We start from the raw sequence: 24,811 nt of genomic DNA, 5'->3' as shown, positions 1-24,811 counted from the left end.
TCTAATCTCCTTTAGACCACGGGAAAAGTGTGAGAATATGCCATGGTCTTTTAATATTTATGCCATTCCGAGTTTCTTAAGTCCGTATTCCTTGAGAGCAGCGGTCCAGATGTCGTAAGCCAGATCATTCTGGTGAATGTACTCGTCTGAGCTGTAAACGGGATCGAGATCTCCGTTTGCATCAGAGAGACGGTCGGCAACATTGATGAAGTTCCATCCGTTGGTGATACATACCTGCTCCATGGTAGTGTTGAAGGTTTTAACATTAGGACTGGTCATGGTTCCGTAATACTTACCCGGATAAATATAGGTTGCACTGATCACAGTGATGTCAACACCGGGATTAACGGCAAGGATCTGATTTATGAGCTTCTTATAATCTTCGACAACGCTTGGATACTGAACCTCTGTAGTACCGAAGGATAGGAAGACGTGCTTTGCGCCCATGAGCTGAACAGAATCCCATACGAAGCGCTGCTGTCCTCTATAGAAAGGATGACGGCTTGAGGAGCTGATCTCTTCGAAGGCACCTTCTATGTAGTAACCGTTGGCTGTAAGAGACTGGAAATTCTTGAGGACAGGATCCTCAGAATGTTTTTTAGTGTAAAGTGCAAATCCGTTACCGATGGAATTACCTATGATTACAGAGTTCTGGAAAAGTCCGTCGAGAGCGGCGTTCTGTGTATCGGTAAGTGCTGATGTATCAATGGAAGCTGAAGGTCCGATGACGATGGCACCGTTTGCAGCTGTATAGGTTCCGAGAGCGTTCTGGTATACATGCATGGAGTCTAAGGATTCGGCGGAAGCACTTACTGCAGTCTCCGAGGTTTCGGCAGTAGTGGAACCCTCCTGAGCTCCCGACATGGGACCGAAGGTGGAATAGTAGCTGCTTAAGTCAATGCCCTGTGCGGTTGCTGCGGCAAACGCTCCGAAAGCGCCTGTACCTGTGGCAAGAGCGGCACTTAAAGCAAGTGTAGCGATTTTTTTCATACGTCTCATAAAAAAGACCTCTTTATTCTTTCAATAATTTTACAAGCATCATTTTAGCACAAGAAAAGTATACGGATTATAAAATCAACTGTCACATCAATTACAAATTAATGAAGTGAGGATAGAGGGAGTAAGGATGAATAAGGCGAAAAAAGAAAAAGCGAAATCCCGAGACAACGTCTCAAGGATTCCGCTTTATTTAAGCAGCCAACGGGAGTCGAACCCGCCTCCTCGGCTTGGGAAGCCGATGTACTACCGATGTACTATAGCTGCAACAATCACATGTCTTAGATTTTACTCTTAATTTTAATCAAGTCAACATGGATTAATAATACTTTTCATATATTTAGCTGTAACAAGCGTTACTTTTTGTTCTTCCACTTAGTATTAAAAAAGTGAAGATATGAATATACCGCAATCACACATATCACGAGGTTGATATAGAAGTTGTCTGTATATCTGTATATGAGAGTTGCTATAAGGATACAGGTAATTATGATGAAGACATTACGATTTCTGTTAAGAAAGTTCCTGATTTTCCGAAGATCCATCATTTATCTCCTTTCTTACGGCTTCCAGTTTTTTTCCAGTCCCCGGATCTCTTCACGGATCTGCCAACCGGATTTTTGGAAACGGCTTTTTTCTGTGGTGCGGTTTTGCTGTCTGATGCTTTTTTCTTCTTTTTGGGAAGAGGCTTTTTGCGGACAGAATATCCGAAGCTGCCGAGCTTTTCTCCCAGAGACATGTAATCACCATGAGAATATGCCACAAGCCCCACCTGATCCATGTGGAAAGCATCTTTTTCGTCTATATACTGATCGTCTACCTGAACTGCCACTACCTCTGCAAGGAACATATCATGGGTCCCGAGAGGGAGTACCTGAGTGACCTTACACTCTATGGATACGGGAGCTTCTTCGATGGTCGGTGCAGAAACAACTGTCGCCGTTCCTTCATGGAGCCCCATCTCCTTCCATTTGTCAACCTTGGTAATACTTCTGACTCCGCAGTAGTCCAAAGCTTTCACCAGTTTTTCGTCCGGAAGGTTGATCACAAATTCTCCGGATTCCACGAGCATCGGGTAGCTGCCTCTGTTCTTACGCACTGATATATATGCCATCGGAGGATCGGAACAAATGGTTCCTGTCCATGCAACGGTGAGGATATTTGTTTTTCCTGATTTATCTTTTAGACTGACCATAACAGCCGGTACTGGGTAGATAAAATTACCCGGTTTCTTAAATGCTATCTTTGCCATATTTCTTCCAAATAAAATATATTTTCTGAATCAAGATTAATCTAAACTTGAAGCCTACTCACGTCAAGCAAATTAACAGATTATCGATATAAATACTTAAGTGGACATCGCTTATTTTGGGTCGTAAGATTATTTTAGACTGACGTTCTCAGATTTAGGAGGGAAAATATGAGAAAACATCGGATCGTTACTGCAATTCTGACTATCTCTGTATCCGTGTCCTCTTTGTTTTTGGTTTATGCGGATCCTTTGGGGCAGGGTGTGGATACAACAGCATTAGCACAATCCATAGGACCTACTGTGGGGGCGGATTCCAATGAGACATCTATTCCCGGCACATATTCACCTGTGATTCCCGGAGAAACAGAAGCTGTCCCTGAAACAAAATCTTATGAAGAGATCCTTATGGAGCAGCAGGCACAGGAGCTGGCCCGTCTTGCCGCTATCGCACAGCATGCTGCAGATATCGGGAACTACTACAAGGATTCTGTGCTGATCGGAGATTCTGTGGCTATGGGCTTTTCACTTTATGCTGCAAGAAATTCCACGGCACCCATATTCCAGAATCTTAAGTTCCTCACCAGAGGAAGCTACTCTGTTCACAATGCATTTTCCAAGATCACCAGTAAGTCAACCCACCCGATTTATGGAGGCCAGCAGCATTATATCTGGGATTCCATAAAGCTTGTAAATGCAAAGCATATATACTCCTTCTTTGGATTAAACGATCTTTATGACGGGGTGGACTATACAGTTCAGAAATACCTGCAGCTTATAGACAGGATCAAAATCGAAAATCCCGATGTGGATTTCACCATCATAAGCACCACACCTATGTACAAAGGCTCCGAGAAGAAAAACCTGAACAATGCCAACATCAGAGCACTTAACGAAAGGATGAAGGCGTTGGCAGAGGAAAACGGCTGGGGATACATAGATGTCGCCACTCCACTGACTGATGCTACCGGATGCCTGGCACCTAAGTATTGCAGTGACAAGTATGTTCATCAGACGAACTCTGCCTATGCGGTATGGCAGCAGACATTTGAGCAGTATGCTGAGGAGCATTTAAAGTTTTAATTGAGAAAACGGTAATAAATCTATATAATGATGCAAGAGTTCAAACAAAGTTATACCCTTAAAGGGTCGTGCAAAACATAAACTAGAGGGAGAATGGTTATGAGAAAGAACATTATCGCAACAACAGCAGCTGTACTTGCAGCATCCGCTTTGATCCTTAACGGTTGTGGAAGCACTTCTACAGCAGAGATCGTTACTACAGCCGCAGTGGAAACAACAGCTGCACCTGAAACAACAGCCGCTGAAACAACTGAAGTAGAAACCACTACAGCCACTGAAGAGACTACAACTGCTGCTGAGGAGACCACTGCAGCTGCAGAAGAGACTACAGAGGAAGAGACAACCAAGGAAGAGGAGACTACAAAGGAGTCTAAGGAAGAGACTACAACTGCTGAGGAAACAACTGTTGCGGAGACCACTGCAGCCCAGTCAACAGGTGCTGACCCAAGTGCTATTTACAGCAAGGTTACAGGACTTCTTCCGGGTATGATCACAGTTGATGCAAACTACATCTCTAACTACTACGGAATCGATGCTTCACAGCTTGAGGGCTATGTATTTGCCATGGCTGAGGATGTAACAAAGGCTGATACAGTAGCTATCCTTAAGGCAAAGGATGCAGCTTCTGTTGCAGCACTTGCAGGACAGCTCAGTGCCGTTCAGCAGCAGAAGGCTCAGGAGCTTCAGGACTATATGCCTGAGCAGTATCAGATCGTTGCAGCAAGCACCGTAAAGACTATCGGTAATTATGTATACCTTGTAATGTCATCAAACGGGGCAGCAATTGAGCAGACAATCGCATCAAGCGTAGGCTGATGTTATGGATCTTCCGGATTCGATTTTCTGAACAATCCGGATGCGGAACAATAAAATAAGTGTTTTTAACGGCAGGTGTGATGACGGCACCTGCCGTTTTTCTTTTTTGACCCGTATAAGTTCAGGAATACCTATATTTCCCCTATACATATTGCTATTTAAAGGCATTTAATTGTAATATATGAGAGTTGCGGGCAGTGACATTATCCTACAAATGATGAGGTTTTCTGTTCCGCAGCAAGTCTACACAAACGGAGTTTATTTATGGTTTTCAGTAGTATTCCATTTTTGTTTTTTTTCCTTCCGCTGTGCCTGATACTATATTATCTGGTGCCATTCAAAGTGAAGAACTATGTGCTTCTGGCCTTTTCGCTGGTTTTCTATGCATGGGGGGAGCCGATCTACATCCTGCTTATGCTTTTCGAGACATTGTCTGACTATACACTCGGAAGATTTATGGATAAGGCCGGGGATAAAAAGGGCCTTCGCAGGCTTTTTCTCGCGATGTCTGTGATCATCGACCTTTCGGTTCTCGGATTTTTCAAATATGCAGATTTCATCATCGAGTCTGTCAATGCCGCTTTTGGCACAGCCATCACACCTTTTGGTCTCGGACTTCCTATAGGAATAAGCTTTTTTACCTTCCAGACCATGAGCTACACCATCGATCTCTACAAGAAAGAGGTTTCTGTAGAGAAGAACTACTTCTATTATCTTACATACGTTTCCATGTTCCCTCAGCTGATCGCGGGTCCTATCGTAAGATTTTCCACCGTTAACGAGGAGCTTCATGAACGTAATATCGACTTCGACGGTTTCATAACAGGAGGACTTCGCTTCCTTAAGGGACTTTTCAAAAAGGTGCTGCTTGCCAATACCATAGGTTCTTTGTGGGAGATCATAAAGGCAAGTGCCTTTGCGGGAGATTCAGGGATATCAGTTGCAAGCGCATGGCTTGGGGCTGTGTGCTTCACTCTCCAGCTTTACTATGATTTCAGTGCATACAGTGACATGGCAATCGGTATGGGCAGAATGCTTGGTTTCCACTATCTTGAGAACTTTAACTATCCTCTGAGTTCAGTTTCAGTAACCGATTTCTGGAGACGTTGGCACATCTCCCTCAGTACCTGGTTCAGAGATTACGTATATATTCCTCTTGGAGGAAACCGACAGGGTACTCTGATGCAGCTCAGGAATATGTTCATCGTTTGGTTCCTTACAGGTCTCTGGCACGGCGCGGCATGGAATTTCATTCTCTGGGGTGTTTTCTACGGAGTGCTGCTTGCCATGGAAAAGCATATTTGGGGAAAGGCTCTCCAAAAGCTCCCAAGGATACTTCAGCACATTTACGCCATGTTCATCTATGTTGTCGGTTTCGTTATCTTTGTTTTTGATGATATGGCTGAACTTAAGCATTATCTTCAGATAATGTTTGGATTTGGAGGCGTTCCTCTCATGAACGAGAACCTCATCTGGTACTTAAGGAACAACTTCCTCCTGCTTATACTTGGATGTGTCATCGCATTCCCTGTTTATCCATGGATAAAAGGAAAGCTCGAGCACTGGACCGCAACATGTTCAGGACTGATGAGATCAAGGACATCAGCGTTCGTCCTTTCGGTTATGCTCATCTTCGGCTACATGGGACTTTTCTTCCTTGCCACAGCTTACCTTGTAAATGACACCTACAACCCGTTCCTTTATTTCCGTTTCTAAGGAGGGAGATATGCAAAACAGAGAATTAAACAGATACGATGCTTCCTTCGGATCAGAACTGATGAAGTTAAGAAGCATCATCACCGTCGTGATGATAACAATAATGATCATCGTTTTCGGAATCTGGTTCCTGATTTCGCCCAAAAAAGAATTCAGTGAGAGTGAGAACCGACAGCTGGCGCTCGCCCCGGTATATACCTTCCAGGCGCTTAAGGATGGCTCGTATATGACAGCCATACAGAAGTATCTTTCGGACCACTTTCCTATACGTGATGAGTTCATGACTTTCAAGACGAAAACAGAGATACTTGCCGGAAAAGAGGAGATAAACGATATCTACATAGCGAAGGACGGCTATCTCATTGAAGCTTACAAACAACCCAGGCAGACAGCGAAGATCATTAACCAGTTCGGGAAGCTCTATCAGGACATCACGACCGATGCGAAGAACAACATGTCCCTCATGCTGGTGCCTACAGCAGTGACTGTCTATAACGACAAACTTCCTGCGGCGGCTCCTGACAAGGGAGATTTGAAGCAGCTTGAAACTATGGATGCGATTTATAAAGCATTGCCGGAAATAAAACGTATCGACTGCTACCCTGGGCTTTTGGCTCAGGCTCAGACAGAGAAGGAGGATGCCAATGTTTCTCCCCTCTACTACCACACTGACCATCACTGGACTACCTTCGGTGCATACATAGCATACCGTCAGTATTGTGAAGCAATGGGTATCACTCCCCTTGAAGAGTCTGCATTTACAAAAACAGTAGTTACAGACAGCTTCAGAGGAACCGTTTACTCAAAGCTCAATGACACAACGGTTCCGGGGGAAGAGATCACGATTTATGAGAATCCTGAAAACAGGCTCACAGTGAACTATCAGGATTCTGAGGAAGTAACAGACAGTCTTTACAACAAGGATTATCTTTCCAGGAAGGATAAATATTCCATGTTCCTGAATAATCTGCATCCCCTCATCGAGATAACTAATGAGACAGCGGATTCAGACAAGGTCATGGTGCTTGTAAAGGACAGCTATGCAAACTCTATAGTTCCGTTCCTTGTAAATCACTACAAAAAGATCTATGTGTTCGATACCCGTTACTACCGTTTCGGACCTGCTTCATTTATCAATCAGCACCCTGAGGTGACGGATGTTCTGATTCTTTATAATATGAACACCATAGATACAGATCTCGGTATAGGTGGTATATTCTGATTTCGAGATCCGGCGATAAGAATTAAAGAATAAATTTCATTCAGCGGATTCGATTTCTGTTGGATGCTAAAAAAAGCGGAATTCCTGAGACGTTGTCTCGGGATTCCGCTTTTTTGTTCTATTACAAATAAGTTAATTTCCGTGAATGTCTTTTCAAAACCTGACAAGCCGGAAGTTATATTACATTTTCTCCTCAAGCTGCTTTACGACATATCTCAGGCATCCGTCTTCGAAGACGTTGTTGAGACCGGATTTCTTTACCAGACCATCGAAGAAATCGGAAGCAGAGAGCCTGCATAGCTCGAGATAGCTCTTCCAGGCAGCCTTATAGTCTTGGTCCATCCAGACCTTGTACTGGAGAGCATTGGCACCCGCTATACAGTAGTCGATGTAGTAGAGAGGGCTGTCATAGATATGGTGCTGGCGCTGCCAGTAGCCGCCCTTTTCGAAGTACTCGTTTCCTGTATAGTCAAGGTGAGGCTTGTACTGACGCTCCAAATCACGCCATACCTCGTTTCGTGCCTTTGGTGTCAGACCAGGGTTTGAATATACGATATCCTGATACTCGTCCACCATGGTTCCGTAAGGGATGAAGATAACAGAATCCATGAAATGCATCTTTACATAATCCTCTGCACGGTTTCCGAAGATAAGCGGCATCCATGGCTCAGTGAAGAACTCCATGGACATGGAATGGGTCTCTGCGACTTCCATGGTGATGTCGTTATGCTCGATGACAGGATCGCCTGCAGTGATATAGCCCTGGAAAGCGTGACCGCACTCGTGGGTGATGACATCCGCATCTCCCGATGTTCCGTTGAAGTTGGCGAAGACAAAAGGTGCCTGATAGTCAGGGATCATGGTCATATAGCCGCCGGTCTTCTTGTTTTTTCTCCCGAGGACATCGAAGAGCTCGGAGTCGCACATGAAGTTGATAAAGCGACCGGTTTCAGGTGAGAGCTCATTATACATCTTACGACCGGCTGCGAGGATCTCCTCAGGTGTGCCTGTAGGAGCAGGGTTTCCGTTTGTGAAATAAACGCCCTCGTCTATGTAGCTTAGGCGGCTTAATCCGAGCTGCTGACGACGTATATCGTGTAGCTTCTCTGCGAAAGGAACAAAATCCTTTTTTACCTGCTTTCGGAACTCTTCGACATCGGAACGCCCGAAGCTGTTTCGGTTCATCCTTGCGTAGCCGAGAGGCAGATAGTTCTCATGCCCCATGAGCTCACCCTGCTTTGTGCGATTCTTTACCAGCTTATCATAGAAATCATCCAGCTCTTCCTGATGGGCAACGAAAAAGGCACTGTATTTTTCCCATGCCTCCTTACGGATAGTTCTGTCCTGATTGTGGAGGTATGGATTCATGAGACTGAGGTTCAGTTCCTCACCGTTCCATGGGATGCGCGCGCTTGCAAGAAGCTTGTTGTATTCAGTCTGAAGCTTGTTTTCCTCCTGCATAAGGGGAATCAGCTTTTCATCAACCGACTTCATGGCGAGCTCGATGTTCCTGAAGGCAACCTTTCCGATCCTCTCTTCAAGATAAGGTCTGAACTTAGAGTTAAAAAGCTTCTTTCTGTAGGAAACCACCAGATTCTGGAAAACAGGCATGTTCTCGTCGAAATACTGCTGTTCCTCCAGAAGCGCTTCATCAGACATATCTATGTCTGAACGTATCATGGCGATCTGTGATTCAGTCATCACATGGTTATATATTTTGTAAAAATCTTCATGAACAGCATACTGCTCTTCGCCGGAAGCTGCTTTCTCGAAGCGTTCCTCAAGCTCTTTAAAGTCTTTTGATAACTTGGTGAAATCTATACGCTCATAAGGCATTTCTGAAAATTTCATAGGGTATCTCCTTTCGGTCCTTTATTTAAGAACAATATTGCCTCGTCCATAGGGCGAGGCAATCAATAAGAATATTATATATGTTTTTATGTTGTGTGCAACACATTCCTGAGGCTATAAGAACAGATGCAGATATCAATTCGGCGCGGCAGCCTGTATGGCGTCTGTCTGGATATCATCCGATGATACCGGGTTCTGTCCTACTGCCATCCATGCGGCGGTCTCTGAAACCTTTTGTGCCTCCTGAGCGCTGGTAGGAACATAGGTGTCGTCATCCTGAACAGGTGCTTCTATCACATCATTATCTGCGTTTGCCTCCGTTGAAGCGGCAGCAGATTCTGTAGCGGAGGTCTCAGAAGCGGTTGTGGCATTTTCTGTGCTCTTTTCAGCCTTCTTTGTTTCAGAGGTGTTTCCCTTTGACTGAAGCTTTTCGCTTGTTTCTGACGCTTTTTCAGAGGTCGTGCTAGAGACGGCGGCGGTCTCCTCGACAGTTGTTTCAGGCGGAGCGACGTAAGGGAATGAAGAGTACTGCTTTCCGTTTCCTCCTGCCACATCTGCATTTCTAAAGGCGATAAGCTCAGATACTGTTACGAGCTGATAACCCTGCTGAGCGAGCCATGGTATAACTGCCTCTGAGGCTGCCTGTGTAGAAGTATAGAGCTCATGCATGAGAACGATGTCTCCGTCCTTGACCTGAGATTCTATTGAATCGATGGTTTTCTGCGCGTCCTTTGTTTTCCAGTCTACTGTGTCGATGGACCAGAAGATCATGGGCTGTGTGACAGCTGACCTTACTGCGTCTGTAATGATGCCTCCCGGCAGACGTACAAGGGCAGGCGATACGCCGGTGACTTCGAGGATCTTGGCATTGGTCTTTTCAAACTCCTCTCTTATATAGTCTGCTGACTTCTTGGAAAGAGATGTGTCATGATCCCAGCTGTGATTTGCCACCTCATGTCCATTTTCGGCCATACGTTTTACTTCTGAAGCGTAATTGTCTATGCGGTTTCCTACCAGGAAGAAGGTACCTCTGCCGTTGTTGGCCTCCAGGGCATCCATGATCTTCTCACCGGTCGTTCCGTTTGGACCGTCATCCCAGGTGAGAGCTATCATAGGCTTTGTGGTATCGACATATCTTCCGTTGGAAAAAACGTGGGTTGGATCGTTGGCGGCTGTTGTCTCAACAGGAGAAACCGTAGTTTCCACGGAGTAGGTCTCAGCTGCAAATGTCTGACCCGCTACGTCTATGGAGTCATTGCCCTTGTTTATCTCGATATCCTGCATGGCATCGACCTTCTGCTGCCTGCTGTCTGTTATATATCCGGTGATTCCCGTGACAACCTTCCATACGATAAATACCGCAGCGAGGACGCTGCAGAGGGCTATCATGCGATAGGTGTAGGCACGCTGGCGAGCCTTCTTTTTGCGCATGGCTCTTCTATGCCTTTCTGCTCTTTCCTGCTTTTCGGCGTTAGTCATGACATGATTTCTGCCGGTATGACTTCTGCCGTTAGAGGAGTTGCTGTTGGATGAATATCTCGAGCCTGAGGCATGGGAAGAATACTGGCGACCGGAACTACCGCGATTTCTGTTATTTTGATCTGAATAATAGTTTCTTGCCATTATGTAAACTCTTTATAATAGTAATATTTTTTATTTTCTAAGCTTGAATTATAAGGCATCATGCCCTATATGAATACTATTTTATCAAAAAATTATTTATTCGTGAAATACGAACATGGGACTTGGAAGAGGATATAATATGTGATAATGTACCCATCTGGACCTGAGATTTTTTGATTAGGAGAAAGTATGCGTTTAGACAAGTATCTTGCCGACATGGGAGTCGGCAGCAGAAGTGATATAAAAAAGGCTATCCGTAAGTGCAAGGTCACTGTGAACGGAGAGGTTGTACGTGATGCGGGTGAGAATGTTCCTGAAGGGGCTGTCATCACCTTCTTTGATGAAGAGATAGTTTATCAGAAATATCAGTACTATATGATGAACAAGCCTGCCGGGGTCATATCCGCCAGCGAGGACAGACATCAGGAAACAGTGGTGGACCTAATAAGAGATGATGCTTTCGGGGGACAGACCAGAAGGGATCTTTTCCCTGTGGGACGTCTCGATAAGGATACAGAGGGGCTTCTCCTCATAACAAATGACGGTCAGATGGCACACAGGCTTCTGGCACCTAAACATCACATAGATAAGGTATACTATGCAGTGGTGACTGGAACGGTTTTGGAAGAGGATGCAGAGAAGTTTAAGAGAGGTATCCGCTTTGATGAGCACCTGACAGCTATGCCGGCGAAGCTTGAGATCCTCAGCACCGGGAAGACTGTAAAGGAGCTTGCGGATAAGCTTCAGCTTTCTTTTGATCCTGAAAGATTTGAGAGAGTCAGACTTTCGGGAGCCGGATTTGTGGGTGCGGAAGGACCTGCGGATATAACTGATGAGACTGTATGCTCTGAGGTGAAGGTGGTCATACAGGAGGGCAAGTTCCATCAGATAAAGAAGATGATCAGAGCCCTTCCGGGAGATAAGGATGTACTTTATCTTAAGCGAATGTCCATGGGAGACATCGAGCTTGATGAGAGTCTGGCACCTGGAGAGTACAGAAGCCTCACAGAGGACGAGATGGAGACATTGGCAAAGTCCTGTGGAAACGAGGACTAAAGGAGAATTTTATAAATGGATAAGAAGTCAGTCAGCGAGATAAAGTCAAAGTGTTTTAATAAAAATGACTGCCGCATCGATCGTATGCGCGCCTGCTATGTAAATGAGGAAAAGGAGAAGATCTCCACTTTCCATGATATGTTCCTGCAGCTTGAGGAGCAGGAGCGCGCCAAGTACTGTGAGCTTTTCAAGCGTTCCATGTCGGGAAAGTTCGGAAGGAACCTATTCAATGTTGAGTTCCCTGTTCCCGAGGAGATGGAGGGGGGCCATCAGGAGTTCCTGTACCGTCTTCAGAAGTCCGAGCTCAAGGATGATGCTCTTGTGGAGCAGCTATTCGACAGGATCATAGGCTCCTACAGTTATCCCGGAAAGTATCTCATCATCCTTACCCATGGAGTTTACGATATCCCCATGAAGCTTAAGGATCAGACCATACTTGATGATGCGAGTGAATATGTCTACAGCTTCATCCTCTGTACCATCTGCCCTGTGGAGCTTCTCAGAGAGGGACTCTGCTATGATGTCAATGCTCAGACCTTCATGAGCCGTACCGATGACTGGGCTGTAAAGAACCCGGAGACAGCGTTCCTGTTCCCGGCCTACAATTTCCGTAACATGGACATACACAGTTCTCTCTACTTTACGAGACATCCTGAGGAACGCCATGAGGAGATAGCTCTTGATGTGCTTGGAACAGAGCTTTCCAGAACAGAGAAGGATCAGCAGCATGTTTTCAGAGAGATAATCGAGACTACTCTTTCTGGAGACTGTACCTTTGAGAAAGTCAGAAATATTTCCGAAGAGATAAATGAGATGATCAGGGAGAACAGCAACGATAAGGAAACTGATGATCATGTGGAGCTCGGAAAGGGAGATGTGAGAAGGCTCCTCGCTTCAAACGGAGCTACAGAGGAGCAGCTCACCCAGTTTGAGAGGATATATGATGAGGCTGTTGGAGATGATAATTCACCTCTTGTGGCTGAAAACATCCAGGATCAGAAGCATCTGGTGGTTAAGTCGCTTACCATGAAGCTCGATGTTAAATCTGAAAATGCTGACCTTGTGGAGACCCGCGTCATAGACGGAAGAGAGTATCTTCTCATACCTATCGCGGATGATATCGAGGTGAATGGAATAAAGATAAGGCAAAACCTGAAACCGGTGAAGGTGGAAGAGTAAAGATAATTTAAAAAGCCTGTGTGTCTTATGGCGCTTTCTCAGCGTACATAAGACACACAGGCTTTTTTGTGAAATAAGTTCGTGTGCAGACACACTTTGTGTACATATCTTTTCCTGACCGAAAACGGCTCAAAGCTCCTTCAGGGCTTTCACTATGGTTCCTCCGCCCACAACCAGGTCTCCGTCATAGAGAACCACAGCCTGACCGGTGGCTACGGCACGCTCAGGTTCATCAAAGGTCACTCTCACCTGACCGGTGAGCTTACCGTTTTCATCCCTGAGAGTTTCTGCAGTAGCTGGAACTTCCTTTGCCTTATATCGGGTCTTTACGGTCACACGTACAGGTCCATCCGGTTCATCGAATGGGATCCAGTTGAAGCGATCCGCAATAAGAGCCTTTGAGTAGAGCTCGGGACCTGTGGTTAGGATTACCTCGTTCTTTTCCATATCCTTGCCGCAGACATACATAGGTTGCTTAAGGGCGAGTCCGAGACCCTTTCTTTGCCCGACGGTGTAGCGTATGATGCCCTTGTGGGTTCCCAAAACATTGCCCTCTGTGTCGATGAAGTTTCCCGGTGCAAAGGTATGCCCGGTGTATCGCTCGATGAAATCACCGTAATCCCCGTTCACAACGAAACAGATGTCCTGAGAATCGTGCTTGTGTGCGTTGATAAAACCGTGCTTTTCGGCTTCTTCACGCACCTCGTCCTTGGAGGCAAAGCTTCCCAGAGGGAACATGGTGTGGGCGAGCTGGTCCTGATTCATGAAGTAGAGGACATAGCTCTGATCCTTTGCCAGGTTGCGTGACTTCTTAAGAAGCCATCTTCCGGTTTCCGGATCCTGCTCTATCCTTGCGTAGTGCCCTGTTACTATGAGGTCGCAGCCTAGGGCTTCCGCCCTGTGATACAGTTTTTCGTGCTTCATGTAGCGGTTGCAGTCTATGCATGGGTTCGGGGTTCCGCCGTTTTCATAGGTACTTATAAAACGTTCGATGACCTGTTTGTCAAAATCTTCTGTAAAGTTGAAAACGTAGTATGGCATACCGAGACTGGTGGCTACCTGACGGGCATCCTCGGTGTCTTCCAATGTGCAGCAGGTGTTGGCACGGCAATAGCCCACCGATTCGTTGTTGTATAGTTTCATGGTGACGCCGATGCAGTCGTAGCCCGCTTCATTCATAAGTGCAGCCGCTACGGAGCTGTCTACACCGCCGCTCATGGCGATCAATGCTTTCTTATTTTTCATTTTTTTCTTCCTGATTCTTATACTGATTACCAATGCTCCCGCTATAGCGAACTGCAGAAATGTATGAAGTACGGGAAACGGAAAGCATAATTTATTTTTGATTTATGTGACTATAACATTACCGGACAGCCTTAGCAAGTGGACAAAAATTGGCAATTTGTACGATTTTTAATGCTTTTTATGCGTAAATTAAGGATATTTCAATTTGTATATGATAGGTGATTGTGTTAGAATTTGGAAAGTATGTAGACATATCAGGTGTAGTATGCCCGTTTGAGTGAGGTTTTAAATTATTGCCTGATAACTAAAGGAGAATTTATGAAGGGAATTATACTTGCCGGTGGATCCGGTACAAGATTATATCCGCTTACAAGAGTAACCTCCAAACAGTTACTTCCTATTTATGACAAACCGATGATCTATTATCCGTTGAGCGTTCTTATGAATGCCGGAATCAGAGACATCCTGCTTATTTCTACACCGAGTGATACACCGAGATTCCAGGAGCTTCTGGGAGACGGAAGTCAGTTCGGTATAAATCTCGAATACAAGGTTCAGCCATCACCGGACGGACTTGCTCAGGCATTTATCCTTGGAGCGGATTTCATAGGTGATGATTCTGTTGCCATGATCCTCGGAGACAACATTTTCTCAGGACATGGATTCAAAAAGCTTCTTCGCAACGCGGCTTCAAAGAAGTCAGGCGCTACAGTTTTCGGATATTATGTTGACGATCCTGAGCGTTTCGGTATCGTTGAGTTCGACAAGACAGGAAAGGCTATATCCATCGAGGAGAAGCCGGAGCATCCTAAGTCCAACTACTGTGTAACAGGTCTTTATTTCTATGACAACAAGGTAGTTGAGTATGCAAAGAATCTTAAGCCATCAGCAAGAGGCGAGCTTGAGATCACAGATCTCAACCGTATCTATCTTGAGAACGGTGAATTAGATGTAACGCTGCTTGGACAGGGCTTCACATGGCTTGATACAGGAACCCATGATTCTCTTGTGGACGCGACCAACTTCGTATATACTATCGAGACTCATGAGCATCGTAAGATCGCCTGCCTTGAGGAGATCGCATATCTTAACGGATGGATCGACGAAGATAAGGTGAAGGAAGCCTACGAGATGTACAAGAAGAACGAGTACGGCAGATATCTGAAGGATATTCTGGACGGAAAGTACGTTGATAAGCTTACTGAGTGATTTTGAATCTTTACATTGGAAGGTAATTAAACATGAAATACATAGTAACAGGCGGCGCCGGATTCATCGGCGGCAACTTCATGCATTTTGCAGTAAACACATATCCTGATGATCAGTGGATCTGCCTCGATGCACTTACATATGCAGGAAATCTCGAGACACTTGCACCACTTGAGGGCAAGCCAAACTACAAGTTCGTAAAGGGCGACATCGCAGACCGCGAGTTCGTATTCAAGCTTTTCGAAACAGAGAAGCCGGATGTCATCATTAACTTCGCAGCAGAATCTCACGTAGACCGTTCTGTATCAGACCCGGGAATCTTCTTAAAGACTAACGTCGGCGGAACAGTAGCTCTTCTTGATGCATGTAAGGAGTACGGCATCAAGAGATATCATCAGGTATCAACTGATGAGGTTTACGGAGATCTTCCTCTTGACCGCCCGGATCTTTTCTTTACTGAAGACAACAAGATCAAGGCATCTTCACCGTATTCAGCTTCAAAGGCATCAGCTGATCTTTTCGTTATGGCATACCACAGAACCTTCGGTATCCCTACAACTATTTCAAGATGCTCAAACAACTACGGACCATACCATTTCCCGGAGAAGCTTATTCCGCTGGTTATTTCAAGAGCTCTCAACGATGAGAAGATCCCTGTATACGGAAACGGTGCCAATGTTCGAGATTGGCTCTATGTAACAGATCATTGTAAGGCCATCGACCTTATCGTTCGCAACGGAAAGGTAGGAGAGGTTTACAATATCGGTGGTCACAATGAGAGAACAAACCTTGAGGTAGTAAAGACCATCCTTAAGGCTCTCGGAAAGCCTGAGTCACTTATCGAGTACGTTAAGGACAGACCTGGTCATGACCAGAGATATGCTATGGATCCTACAAAGATGGAGACAGAGCTCGGATGGAAGCCTGAGTACACATTTGATACAGGAATCCCTGTTACCATCGACTGGTATCTCAACAACAAGGAGTGGTGGGAGCACATCATTTCAGGTGAGTATGAGAGCTACTTCGAGAAGATGTATGTAAAGGGCAAGGGACTCAGCGACTGATGCTGGTTCTTTACTTCGCTATGATGCCTTTCGGGGCTGCAGAGCGGAACGATCCGGTGTTGTTTTAACACCTTATCATTATATGAAGATGCGCTCCACTTCAGGGACGCAGACAGAGTGAGGAGTAGATATTTTGCTCCTCATATCTTTTAACAGAAAGAGAGAATAAAGTGAAAGTATTTGTTACAGGTGTCGGTGGTCAGCTGGGCCATGACGTTATGAATGAACTTGCAAAGAGAGGCTATGAGGGAATCGGTTCTGATCTTGCTCCTGTTTACAGCGGTATTCAGGATGAAAGCGCAGTTACAAAGATGCCTTATGTTTCCATGGATATCACAGATCGTGAGCAGGTGGAAAAGGTTATTTCTGAGGCGGCTCCTGATGTTATCGTTCATTGTGCAGCATGGACTGCTGTAGATCTCGCAGAGGATGAGGATAAGAAGGCAAAGGTTAAGTCTATCAACACCGATGGAGTACAGAATATCGCAGATGTGTCTAAAAAGCTTGATGCCAAGATGATCTACATCTCAACAGATTACGTATTTGACGGTCAGGGCGAAGAGCCATGGCAGCCGGACTGTAAGGATTATGCACCGCTTAACTATTACGGTGAGACAAAGCTCGGCGGTGAGCTCGCGGTAGCCAACACTCTGGAGAAGTATTTCATTGTACGTATCGCATGGGTATTCGGTCTTAACGGAAAGAACTTCATAAAGACCATGCTCAATGTAGGAAAGACTCACGATACAGTTAGAGTGGTAAACGATCAGATCGGAACACCTACATATACACTTGATCTTTCAGTGCTCCTTGTTGATATGCTGGAGACTGAGAAATACGGATATTATCACGCTACAAACGAAGGCGGATATATCAGCTGGTATGATTTCACAAAGGAGATCTACCGTCAGGCTGGTTACACAACAGAGGTTCAGCCTGTAACAACTGAAGAGTACGGTCTCAGTAAGGCGGCTCGTCCGTTCAATTCAAGACTCGATAAGTCGAAGCTTGTAGAGAATGGCTTCAAGCCACTTCCAACATGGCAGGACGCGCTTTCAAGATATCTTGATGCCTTAAAGGACATTGAGGCCTGAGATAAAGTAAAGCAGGGACTGTCTTAGGACAGTCCCTTTTTGTAAAAGGAAATTTATGGATTAGAGGTGTAATTATGGGTAAATATTTTGGTACAGACGGATACCGTGGTGAGGCTAATGTAAACCTCACAGCAGACAGTGCTTTCCGTGTGGGTAAATTTTTAGGCTGGTATTATGGACAGGGCAAGAAGGAAGGGGAGAGATGCCGTATCGTTATCGGTAAGGATACCCGTCGTTCAAGCTACATGTTTGAGTATGCCATAGCCGCAGGTATCACTGCTACGGGGGCAGATGCATATCTCCTTCATGTTACAACAACTCCTTCAGTTGCTTATGTTGCGAGATCTGAAGATTTTGATTGTGGTGTCATGATCTCCGCATCTCATAATCCTTTCTATGATAACGGTCTTAAAGTAATCAATGGAAACGGTGAGAAGCTCGGAGAGGATGTTATCGAGAAGATCGAAGCTTACCTCGATGGTGTGACACCTGAGGTTCCTCTTGCAACAAGAGATGCTATCGGACGCACAGTTGACTTTGCCGCAGGAAGAAACCGCTATATCGGTTATCTTATTTCTCTTGCGACAAAGAGCTTTAAGGGCAAAAAGGTGGCGCTTGACTGTTCAAACGGTTCGGCTTCATCCATAGCAAAGTCTGTTTTTGATGCTCTAGGTGCAGACACACATGTTATTCACAACGAGCCAAACGGCTTAAACATTAACGATAAGTGCGGTTCAACACATATCGAGTCTCTTCAGAAGTTCGTTAAGGAAGAGGGATGCGATGTGGGCTTTGCCTACGATGGAGATGCTGACAGATGTCTCGCCATCGACGAGGACGGAAATCTGATCGACGGTGACCAGATCATGTACGTCTGCGGATGCTACATGAAGGAAAAGGGGCAGCTTCAGGATGACACTATAGTGACTACTGTCATGTCCAATTTCGGTCTTTACAAGGCTCTCGACGAGGTGGGCATAAAGTATGAGAAGACCAAGGTTGGCGACAGATTTGTTTATGAGAACATGTCCCAGAACGGCTTCTCTCTCGGTGGGGAGCAGTCAGGCCATATTATCTTTCTTAACCACGCCACAACAGGTGACGGAATCCTGACTTCGATCAAGGTAATGGAGACTATGCTTGCTAAGAAGAAGTCCCTCAAGGAGCTTGCTTCACCATTCACGGTATTCCCTCAGGTACTCAAGAATGTAAAGGTTCTTGACAAGGAGAATGCCCAGAAGGATGAGGCGGTACTTGCTGCCGTTGAAAAGGTCACAGAAGAGCTTGGAGCTGACGGAAGGATACTTCTCAGAGCCTCCGGTACAGAGCCTCTTGTGAGAGTGATGGTTGAGGCGGACACTGTTGAAAAGTGTGACAAGTATGTGGATCAGGTTATAGATGTTATGAAAGAGAGGGGACTAGTCCTCGGCGTACAATGATAATATAATAAAAGAATGTGGGGAGCCTAAGGGTGGTAATTTATACAGAGACTTCACATGGTCAGTGTCAGTGCTTTTGAATCTGGCACGTGGCGTCGTCCGGCCGTTGATAAAAACATAAAGGCCGGCGATCCGGGAAGGGAGATAGCATATGTTGAATTACAAGCGTTACAAGAGATTTCCGGCATTTAAGTATCCGGAGAGAACATGGGTGGACAATGAGATTACAGAGGCGCCTGTCTGGTGTTCTGTTGACCTTCGTGACGGTAATCAGGCACTCATAGACCCTATGAGTGTTGAAGAGAAGATAGAGTTTTTCCAGATGCTGGTGAAGCTTGGCTTCAAGGAGATCGAGGTTGGTTTTCCGGCGGCATCACAGATCGAGTATGATTTTCTTCGTCAGCTTATCGAAAGAAAGATGATTCCTTCTGATGTTACTGTTCAGGTTCTTGTTCAGTGCCGTGCGGAGCAGCTTGAGAAGACCTTTGAGTGTCTCGAGGGTCTGGACAAGGCTATCGTTCATATTTATAATTCAACTTCTGTTCTACAGAGAGATGTTGTCTTCAACAAGTCAAAAGAAGAGATCATCGACATCGCCCTTACAGGTACAGCCCTTGTAAAGAAGTATGCTCAGGAATTCCCGGGAAAGATCCGTCTTGAGTACTCACCGGAGTCTTTTACCGGAACAGAGATGGACTATGCTGCAGATATCTGTAACGCGGTTCTCGATGCCTGGGACTGCAGAGAGGGCAGGGAGGTTATCATCAATCTTCCGTCCACTGTGGAGATGAACACTCCTAATGTTTACGCAGATCAGATCGAGTATATGTGCAACCACTTAAAGCATCGTGAGCATGTTATAGTTTCGGTACATCCTCACAACGATCGTGGTGAGGGTGTGGCTTCTACAGAGCTTGCCATGCTGGCAGGAGCTGACAGAGTAGAGGGTACTCTTTTCGGAAACGGAGAGAGAACCGGTAATGTAGACATTCTCACAGTTGCCTACAACATGTTCTCCCACGGAGTGGATCCGAAGCTTGACATTTCTGATATCAACTCCATCAAGGAGGTGTATGAGAGATGCACGAAGATGACCATTCCTCCGAGAGCACCATATGCCGGGGCGCTTGTATTTACCGCATTTTCCGGATCACATCAGGATGCCATCAACAAGGGTGTTCAGGCTATGAAGGATCGTCATTCAAAGATCTGGGAGGTGCCCTATCTTCCTATCGATCCTGCGGATATCGGAAGGATGTATGAGCCTATCGTACGTATCAATTCCCAGTCCGGAAAGGGCGGAGTCGCTTTCGTTATGGATTCTCAGTTCGGCTACAAGCTTCCTAAGGGAATGCAGAGAGAGTTCGCGGACTATATTCAGGCTGTTTCTGAGAAGGAAGGCGAGGTATCACCACAGGAGATCTTCGACATCTTCGATGCGAGATATATACAGACCAAGGAGCCTATGCACTTCAAGAATCTTCGTACAACAGATACGGAGAACGGAGAGGACAGCTTCACGACTCTTGCAAATGTTACCTATATGAACCGCGGAGAGCTGAAGACCTTCGGCGGTGTGGGTAACGGACCTATCGATTCTGTTGTTTCCGGCCTCAATCAGGAGCTCGGCATCAAGTCAAAGGTCATCGATTATCAGGAGCACGCTCTTGGCTCGGGATCAGGTGTGAAGGCGATTTCCTACATTCATCTTCTGGATGTGGAAACAGGAAACACAAGCTATGGCGTAGGTGTTTCATCCAATATCACCCGTTCCTCCATCAGGGCTGTATTCAGCGCTGTCAACAGACTCTATTTCAAGGAAGAAGCTGAAGCTGCAGGAGCAAAGCGTGTGGAGATGCAGAGAGGCACAGAGAAGCCCAAGGCACTGTTCGGAAATTCATGACAGAGAAGGTGTAGAACTCAGCATACACTGGACTTATACAGATAATGTTTTATAATCTAAAAGGGCTCACCCCGCTATGGGGATGGGGCCCTTTAAAAATTTGAGGATAAATGTTTAGATATGAATATAGTATATGCTTCGGATGATGGATACTGTCAGCATATGGCAGTCTCCATTATTTCATTAATTGAACATAACAGGGAAGAACAGCTTAACTTCCACATACTTTCCGATGCTATCTCTGAGGAGAATAAGAGGAAGGTCACAGAGATGGTGAAGCTGTATGGAAGAAGGATCACGTTTTATCCCATAGATCATCTCATGAAGGAGCTTAAGGACAGGATTTACGGTCTCGATACCGGCAGATTCAGGATCACAACTCTGGCGCGACTTCTGATGGGTTCCATACTTCCGGAGACAGTCACCAAGGCTCTTTATCTTGACTGTGATACAGTGGTCCTTCGAAACCTGAAAGGGTTCTACAATTTAAGACTTAACGATTGCATAGCTGCCATGGCTGCGGAGCCCACCATATATCCTGAGGTAAAGGAGTTGGTAGGATTGACAGAAGAGGATAATTACTATAATGCCGGAGTTATCCTGTTCAATCTCTCGGCGTGGAGACTGGAGAATATGGAGGAGAATTGTCTTGCCTACTATAACTCCATGGGCGGTAAGCTTCCGTTTAACGATCAGGATGTACTGAATTATGTTCTGAAGGACAGGATAAAGAGAGTGGGTCAGACCTACGATTTCATAACCAACTACTATTATTTCAGATATTCGACCCTGGTGGAGAAATCCTCTGCATATGCAGCGGGCGAATCCAGAGAAAGCTTCCATCTGGCGAAGCACCATCCGCATATAGTTCATTTTGCATCGGATGAGCGACCTTGGAACAGGGGAAACATTAACCATTACAGACGTGCCTATGATAAATATCTGAGGCTCACTCCTTTTGCGGAGGCAGAAAAGATAAAGGGAAAGGAATGCTACATGGCGGCTTACCATCTCATGAATGTGGCTACATTTGTAGCCCCGAGGGTACGTCAGTTCATTTCGGATAAGTATTACAATGACAAGATTAAGAAATAAAAAGATACTTCTCATAATGCCCTATTTCTATAATTATGAGAAAGATATAAAGGCCTGTCTGGAAAGAGCAGGCGCCGAGGTTTTTCTTTTCGATACGAACCTTCATGCCCATAGCCTGTTTAACAAGCTTCTGATGTTCTATACAAAAAAGCTGAGAGACAGGCTGGTGCTGGAGTATTATGAGAAAATGATCTCAGCAGTTCCGGGTGACATAGATATGGTATTTGTCATCAAGGGACAGTGGATGACGGATGAGGTTCTTCAGAAGCTCAGGAAAAGCTTCAGCAGGGCTGAATTCAGAATTTATCAGTGGGACAGTATAGCGACCTTCCCGGATCAGGAGAGGATAAATCCTCATTTTGACAGGATATTTACCTTCGATCCTGTGGACTCTGAGAATCGTAAGTGGATTTACAGACCTCTGTTTTTCAAGAAAGAGGAGTGTGTGAGATCAGAGGACAAGAGATATGATCTTATCTTCCTTTGCTCCATGCATACCAGAAGGATGCAGATCCTCATAGCGCTGAAGGCACTTGCCGAAAGGTACGGAAAAAGCCTTTTCGGATATATCTATGTTCCCAGGCTTCAGTATATAAAGGAAGCTGTGCTGAAGAGAAATCCGCTCTATAGAGGTGCGGCAAAATCACTGCATTTTGACTCCCTTTCCATGGATAAAACAAATGATATCTATAATCACACCCGATGCTTTGTGGATTATACCTTCCCTCAGCAGAATGGTCTCAGCATGAGGACTATAGAGTCTGTAGGCCATAGATGCAAGCTCATAACTAACAACCGGCATGTGATGGATACGAATTTTTATGATCCTGCCAATGTCTACATTTACGACCCGGACAACTTTTCTGTTCCGGTGGAATTTATAGAGGAGCCCTACAGGGATATAGATGAATCTGTATATGAGAGATACAGCCTGGAGGGATTCCTGAGTGATATATTATTGGGATGAGCATTCATTTTTACATATAGTTGTTGAATGGATGTTCATTCTGACAAAATGATGCACAGCTGAGACATTAGCTGAAAAGTCCGGTTCAGCTGAGACATCTTTATATTTGGTTAAAGTCAATTTTAATTGGAGATTTTTATATACATGAAAGTACTTGTAACCGGCGCCAACGGATACATCGGACAGGGGCTTGTTAAACAGCTTCTGGAGGATGGTCATGAGGTTGTTGCCACTGATTTCAGAACAGAGAACATTGATCCCCGTGCAGAGAAGATGGCTCAGGATCTTTTTACACCGGAAGATCCATATGCTTTTTTCGGAAAGCCTGACGCCTGCTTCCATCTTGCATGGAGAAACGGTTTTGTGCATAACGATGCTTCCCATATCGAGGACCTGCCGAAACATTTTGCTTTTCTCGAGAAGCTGATAACAGCCGGTATACCGCAGCTTGCGGTCATGGGTTCCATGCATGAGATCGGATTCTTTGAGGGCTCCATAAAGCCTGATACGCCATGTAATCCACAGTCGCTTTACGGCATTTCGAAGAACGCTCTACGTCAGGCTGTTGAGCTTTTGTGCAAAAACAGGGACACGATTTTTCAATGGGTAAGAGGCTACTATATAGTTGGCCACTCAGAGTACGGTTCTTCCATTTTTTCAAAGATAACCGCAGCAGAGAAGCGTGGAGACAGAGAATTCCCCTTTACCATGGGGCAGAATCAGTGGGATTTCATAGATTATGACAGATTCTGTGAGATGCTTGCGGCTGTTATAGAGCAGAAGGAATACAGAGGGATCATCAATGCCTGCTCAGGATATCCTGAGAAGCTTGCCACAAGAGTTGAGAACTTCATAAAGGAAAACGGCTACAGTATAGTGCTTAAGTATGGGGCCTTTCCTGACAGACCTTATGACAGTAAGGCTGTATGGGGTGATGACTCAGTGATACGTAAGGTTATGGAAAAGAGAGAGGCGTGATGGTAACTGTACTTTTATGCACATATAACGGTGAAAAATATGTGAGGGAGCAGATCAGGTCAATACTTGATCAGAGCTATAGGGATTTTTCCATAGTTGTGTCGGATGACGGATCAAAGGACGAGACATTGAACATAGTCCGTGAGCTGATGGAGGCTCATCCCGGCAAGATAAGCCTCATAGAACAGGTGCCTCCAACAGGAAGTGCCGAGAGACATTTTCTCAGGCTTTTCGCGGACAGGCAGTATGGTGACGGAGATTACATCATGCTTTCAGATCAGGATGATGTATGGAATCCTGACAAGATGGAAAAAACTCTTCGTGAGATGCAGGCGCTGGAGGTGATCTTCGGTAAGGAGAAGCCTCTCCTCGTTCACTGCGATTCAGAGGTGGTGGATCAGGAGCTCAGGGCGATTTCCCCGAGCTATGTGGAGTATCAGAAGATGACACCGGAAAGAAAGGCACTTAATCAGCTTCTGGTACAGAACAATGTTGTTGGCGGAGCTATGATGGTGAACCGTGCCCTTGCGGAGCTCATAAAAGAGGTTCCTGAGCATTGTGTCATGCATGATCAGTGGTTAGCCCTTGTGGCGGCAGCTTTCGGTGAGATCAGATTCATTTCCGAATCTTTGTATAAATACAGGCAGCATGGCAACAATGTTCTCGGCGCCGAAAAGGGATCCCGCATCATGGAGGTACTGGGAAGATTCGGTATCGGAAGAAAAGACGGTAAGAGCAGGGCGGAGATGGATGAACATTCACATAAGGTATACACAGAGCTGTTTCGGCAGGCTGAATGCTTCCGGGAAATGTACGGTGACAGACTGGGAGATAAGCAGAAGAGGATGCTGGACAGCTTTATAAGCATACCGGAAAAGAACAGAGTGGGTAAAATAATCACTATACTAAGTGGTGGATTTACCTACAATATGCTCCACAGAACCGTTGGTGAATGCCTGTTCATTTCATGATACGGTATTTGAAACAGCTGTAAGAGAGTTGAGTAAGAGTTAAGGCGTTTAA

General features: G+C 45.4%; 20 protein-coding genes and 1 tRNA gene. 15 read left to right on the top strand and 6 right to left on the bottom strand.

What is annotated here, in order from left to right; genetic code table 11:
• Window positions 1-57: 57 nt before the first annotated feature.
• The 3 genes from BXO88_RS02135 to BXO88_RS02120 form a co-directional block, all read right to left on the bottom strand.
• The gene (locus BXO88_RS02135; protein ID WP_078036128.1) at window positions 58-999 is read right to left on the bottom strand and encodes a GDSL-type esterase/lipase family protein; all 942 of its coding nucleotides are present in this window, start codon (window positions 997-999) and stop codon (window positions 58-60) included.
• 193 nt (window positions 1,000-1,192) lie between these two features.
• Window positions 1,193-1,263 (bottom strand) — tRNA-Gly (locus BXO88_RS02130).
• Between the two features lie 277 nt (window positions 1,264-1,540).
• A complete protein-coding gene (locus BXO88_RS02120; protein WP_078036126.1) occupies window positions 1,541-2,248 on the bottom strand; it encodes a flavin reductase family protein in 708 nt (235 codons plus the stop codon).
• A gap of 168 nt (window positions 2,249-2,416) precedes the next feature.
• Here BXO88_RS02120 and BXO88_RS02115 point away from each other — a divergent pair, with 168 nt between their 5' ends.
• The 4 genes from BXO88_RS02115 (at window position 2,417) to BXO88_RS02100 (ending at window position 7,082) form a co-directional block, all read left to right on the top strand.
• Window positions 2,417-3,328, top strand: a complete 912-nt coding sequence (locus BXO88_RS02115) for a GDSL-type esterase/lipase family protein (RefSeq protein ID WP_078036125.1) — start codon at window positions 2,417-2,419, stop codon at window positions 3,326-3,328.
• Between the two features lie 99 nt (window positions 3,329-3,427).
• Window positions 3,428-4,144, top strand: coding sequence for a DUF4358 domain-containing protein (locus tag BXO88_RS02110; RefSeq protein ID WP_078036124.1), 717 nt, complete (start codon window positions 3,428-3,430; stop codon window positions 4,142-4,144).
• A gap of 264 nt (window positions 4,145-4,408) precedes the next feature.
• Window positions 4,409-5,860, top strand: a complete 1,452-nt coding sequence (locus BXO88_RS02105; protein WP_078036123.1) for an MBOAT family O-acyltransferase — start codon at window positions 4,409-4,411, stop codon at window positions 5,858-5,860.
• Window positions 5,861-5,870: 10 nt separating this feature from the next.
• Complete coding sequence (locus BXO88_RS02100) at window positions 5,871-7,082, top strand: DHHW family protein (protein WP_242945128.1); 1,212 nt, start codon at window positions 5,871-5,873, stop codon at window positions 7,080-7,082.
• A 180-nt stretch (window positions 7,083-7,262) separates the two neighbouring features.
• Here the strand turns inward: BXO88_RS02100 and BXO88_RS02095 are convergent, their stop codons facing one another.
• Window positions 7,263-8,933 (bottom strand): M3 family oligoendopeptidase, encoded by a 1,671-nt coding sequence (locus tag BXO88_RS02095; RefSeq protein ID WP_078036122.1) that lies wholly within the window; start codon window positions 8,931-8,933, stop codon window positions 7,263-7,265.
• 135 nt (window positions 8,934-9,068) lie between these two features.
• Window positions 9,069-10,556 (bottom strand): polysaccharide deacetylase family protein, encoded by a 1,488-nt coding sequence (locus tag BXO88_RS02090; RefSeq protein ID WP_078036121.1) that lies wholly within the window; start codon window positions 10,554-10,556, stop codon window positions 9,069-9,071.
• Between the two features lie 189 nt (window positions 10,557-10,745).
• Between BXO88_RS02090 and BXO88_RS02085 the strand changes: the two genes are divergently transcribed.
• Window positions 10,746-11,612, top strand: coding sequence for a pseudouridine synthase (locus tag BXO88_RS02085; protein WP_078036120.1), 867 nt, complete (start codon window positions 10,746-10,748; stop codon window positions 11,610-11,612).
• A gap of 15 nt (window positions 11,613-11,627) precedes the next feature.
• Window positions 11,628-12,791, top strand: a complete 1,164-nt coding sequence (locus BXO88_RS02080) for a DUF4317 domain-containing protein (protein WP_078036119.1) — start codon at window positions 11,628-11,630, stop codon at window positions 12,789-12,791.
• 129 nt (window positions 12,792-12,920) lie between these two features.
• On the opposite strand, the gene mnmA is transcribed toward BXO88_RS02080, so the two are convergent.
• Window positions 12,921-14,063, bottom strand: coding sequence for a tRNA 2-thiouridine(34) synthase MnmA (gene mnmA / locus BXO88_RS02075; protein ID WP_442944898.1), 1,143 nt, complete (start codon window positions 14,061-14,063; stop codon window positions 12,921-12,923).
• 291 nt (window positions 14,064-14,354) lie between these two features.
• On the opposite strand from mnmA, the gene rfbA reads away from it, so the two are divergent.
• The 9 genes from rfbA (at window position 14,355) to BXO88_RS02030 (ending at window position 24,759) form a co-directional block, all read left to right on the top strand.
• Window positions 14,355-15,245: a glucose-1-phosphate thymidylyltransferase RfbA gene (gene rfbA, locus BXO88_RS02070; protein ID WP_044994820.1), complete on the top strand. Its 891-nt coding sequence runs from the start codon at window positions 14,355-14,357 to the stop codon at window positions 15,243-15,245.
• A gap of 32 nt (window positions 15,246-15,277) precedes the next feature.
• Entirely contained in the window at window positions 15,278-16,312 is a 1,035-nt protein-coding gene (gene rfbB / locus BXO88_RS02065) for a dTDP-glucose 4,6-dehydratase (protein WP_078036117.1), read from the top strand.
• 170 nt (window positions 16,313-16,482) lie between these two features.
• Window positions 16,483-17,406 (top strand): dTDP-4-dehydrorhamnose reductase, encoded by a 924-nt coding sequence (rfbD, locus tag BXO88_RS02060; RefSeq protein WP_078036116.1) that lies wholly within the window; start codon window positions 16,483-16,485, stop codon window positions 17,404-17,406.
• Window positions 17,407-17,480: 74 nt separating this feature from the next.
• Entirely contained in the window at window positions 17,481-18,845 is a 1,365-nt protein-coding gene (glmM, locus tag BXO88_RS02055; RefSeq protein ID WP_078036115.1) for a phosphoglucosamine mutase, read from the top strand.
• A 151-nt stretch (window positions 18,846-18,996) separates the two neighbouring features.
• Complete coding sequence (leuA, locus tag BXO88_RS02050; protein WP_078036114.1) at window positions 18,997-20,748, top strand: 2-isopropylmalate synthase; 1,752 nt, start codon at window positions 18,997-18,999, stop codon at window positions 20,746-20,748.
• Between the two features lie 120 nt (window positions 20,749-20,868).
• Window positions 20,869-21,843: a glycosyltransferase family 8 protein gene (locus BXO88_RS02045; RefSeq protein ID WP_078036113.1), complete on the top strand. Its 975-nt coding sequence runs from the start codon at window positions 20,869-20,871 to the stop codon at window positions 21,841-21,843.
• Entirely contained in the window at window positions 21,824-22,810 is a 987-nt protein-coding gene (locus tag BXO88_RS02040) for a hypothetical protein (RefSeq protein WP_078036112.1), read from the top strand. The genes BXO88_RS02045 and BXO88_RS02040 overlap by 20 nt, the downstream gene beginning before the upstream one ends.
• Window positions 22,811-22,954: 144 nt before the next feature.
• The gene (locus BXO88_RS02035) at window positions 22,955-23,788 is read left to right on the top strand and encodes an NAD-dependent epimerase/dehydratase family protein (protein WP_078036111.1); all 834 of its coding nucleotides are present in this window, start codon (window positions 22,955-22,957) and stop codon (window positions 23,786-23,788) included.
• Window positions 23,788-24,759, top strand: coding sequence for a glycosyltransferase family 2 protein (locus BXO88_RS02030; RefSeq protein WP_078036110.1), 972 nt, complete (start codon window positions 23,788-23,790; stop codon window positions 24,757-24,759). Before BXO88_RS02035 ends, BXO88_RS02030 begins: the two co-directional genes overlap by 1 nt.
• Window positions 24,760-24,811: the final 52 nt, after the last annotated feature.

The organism is Oribacterium sp. C9 (assembly GCF_002007235.1).
GTDB lineage: Bacteria > Bacillota > Clostridia > Lachnospirales > Lachnospiraceae > Oribacterium.
The sequence above is the reverse complement of the archived record's forward strand: the minus strand, read 5'-3'. Positions and strand labels throughout refer to the sequence as shown.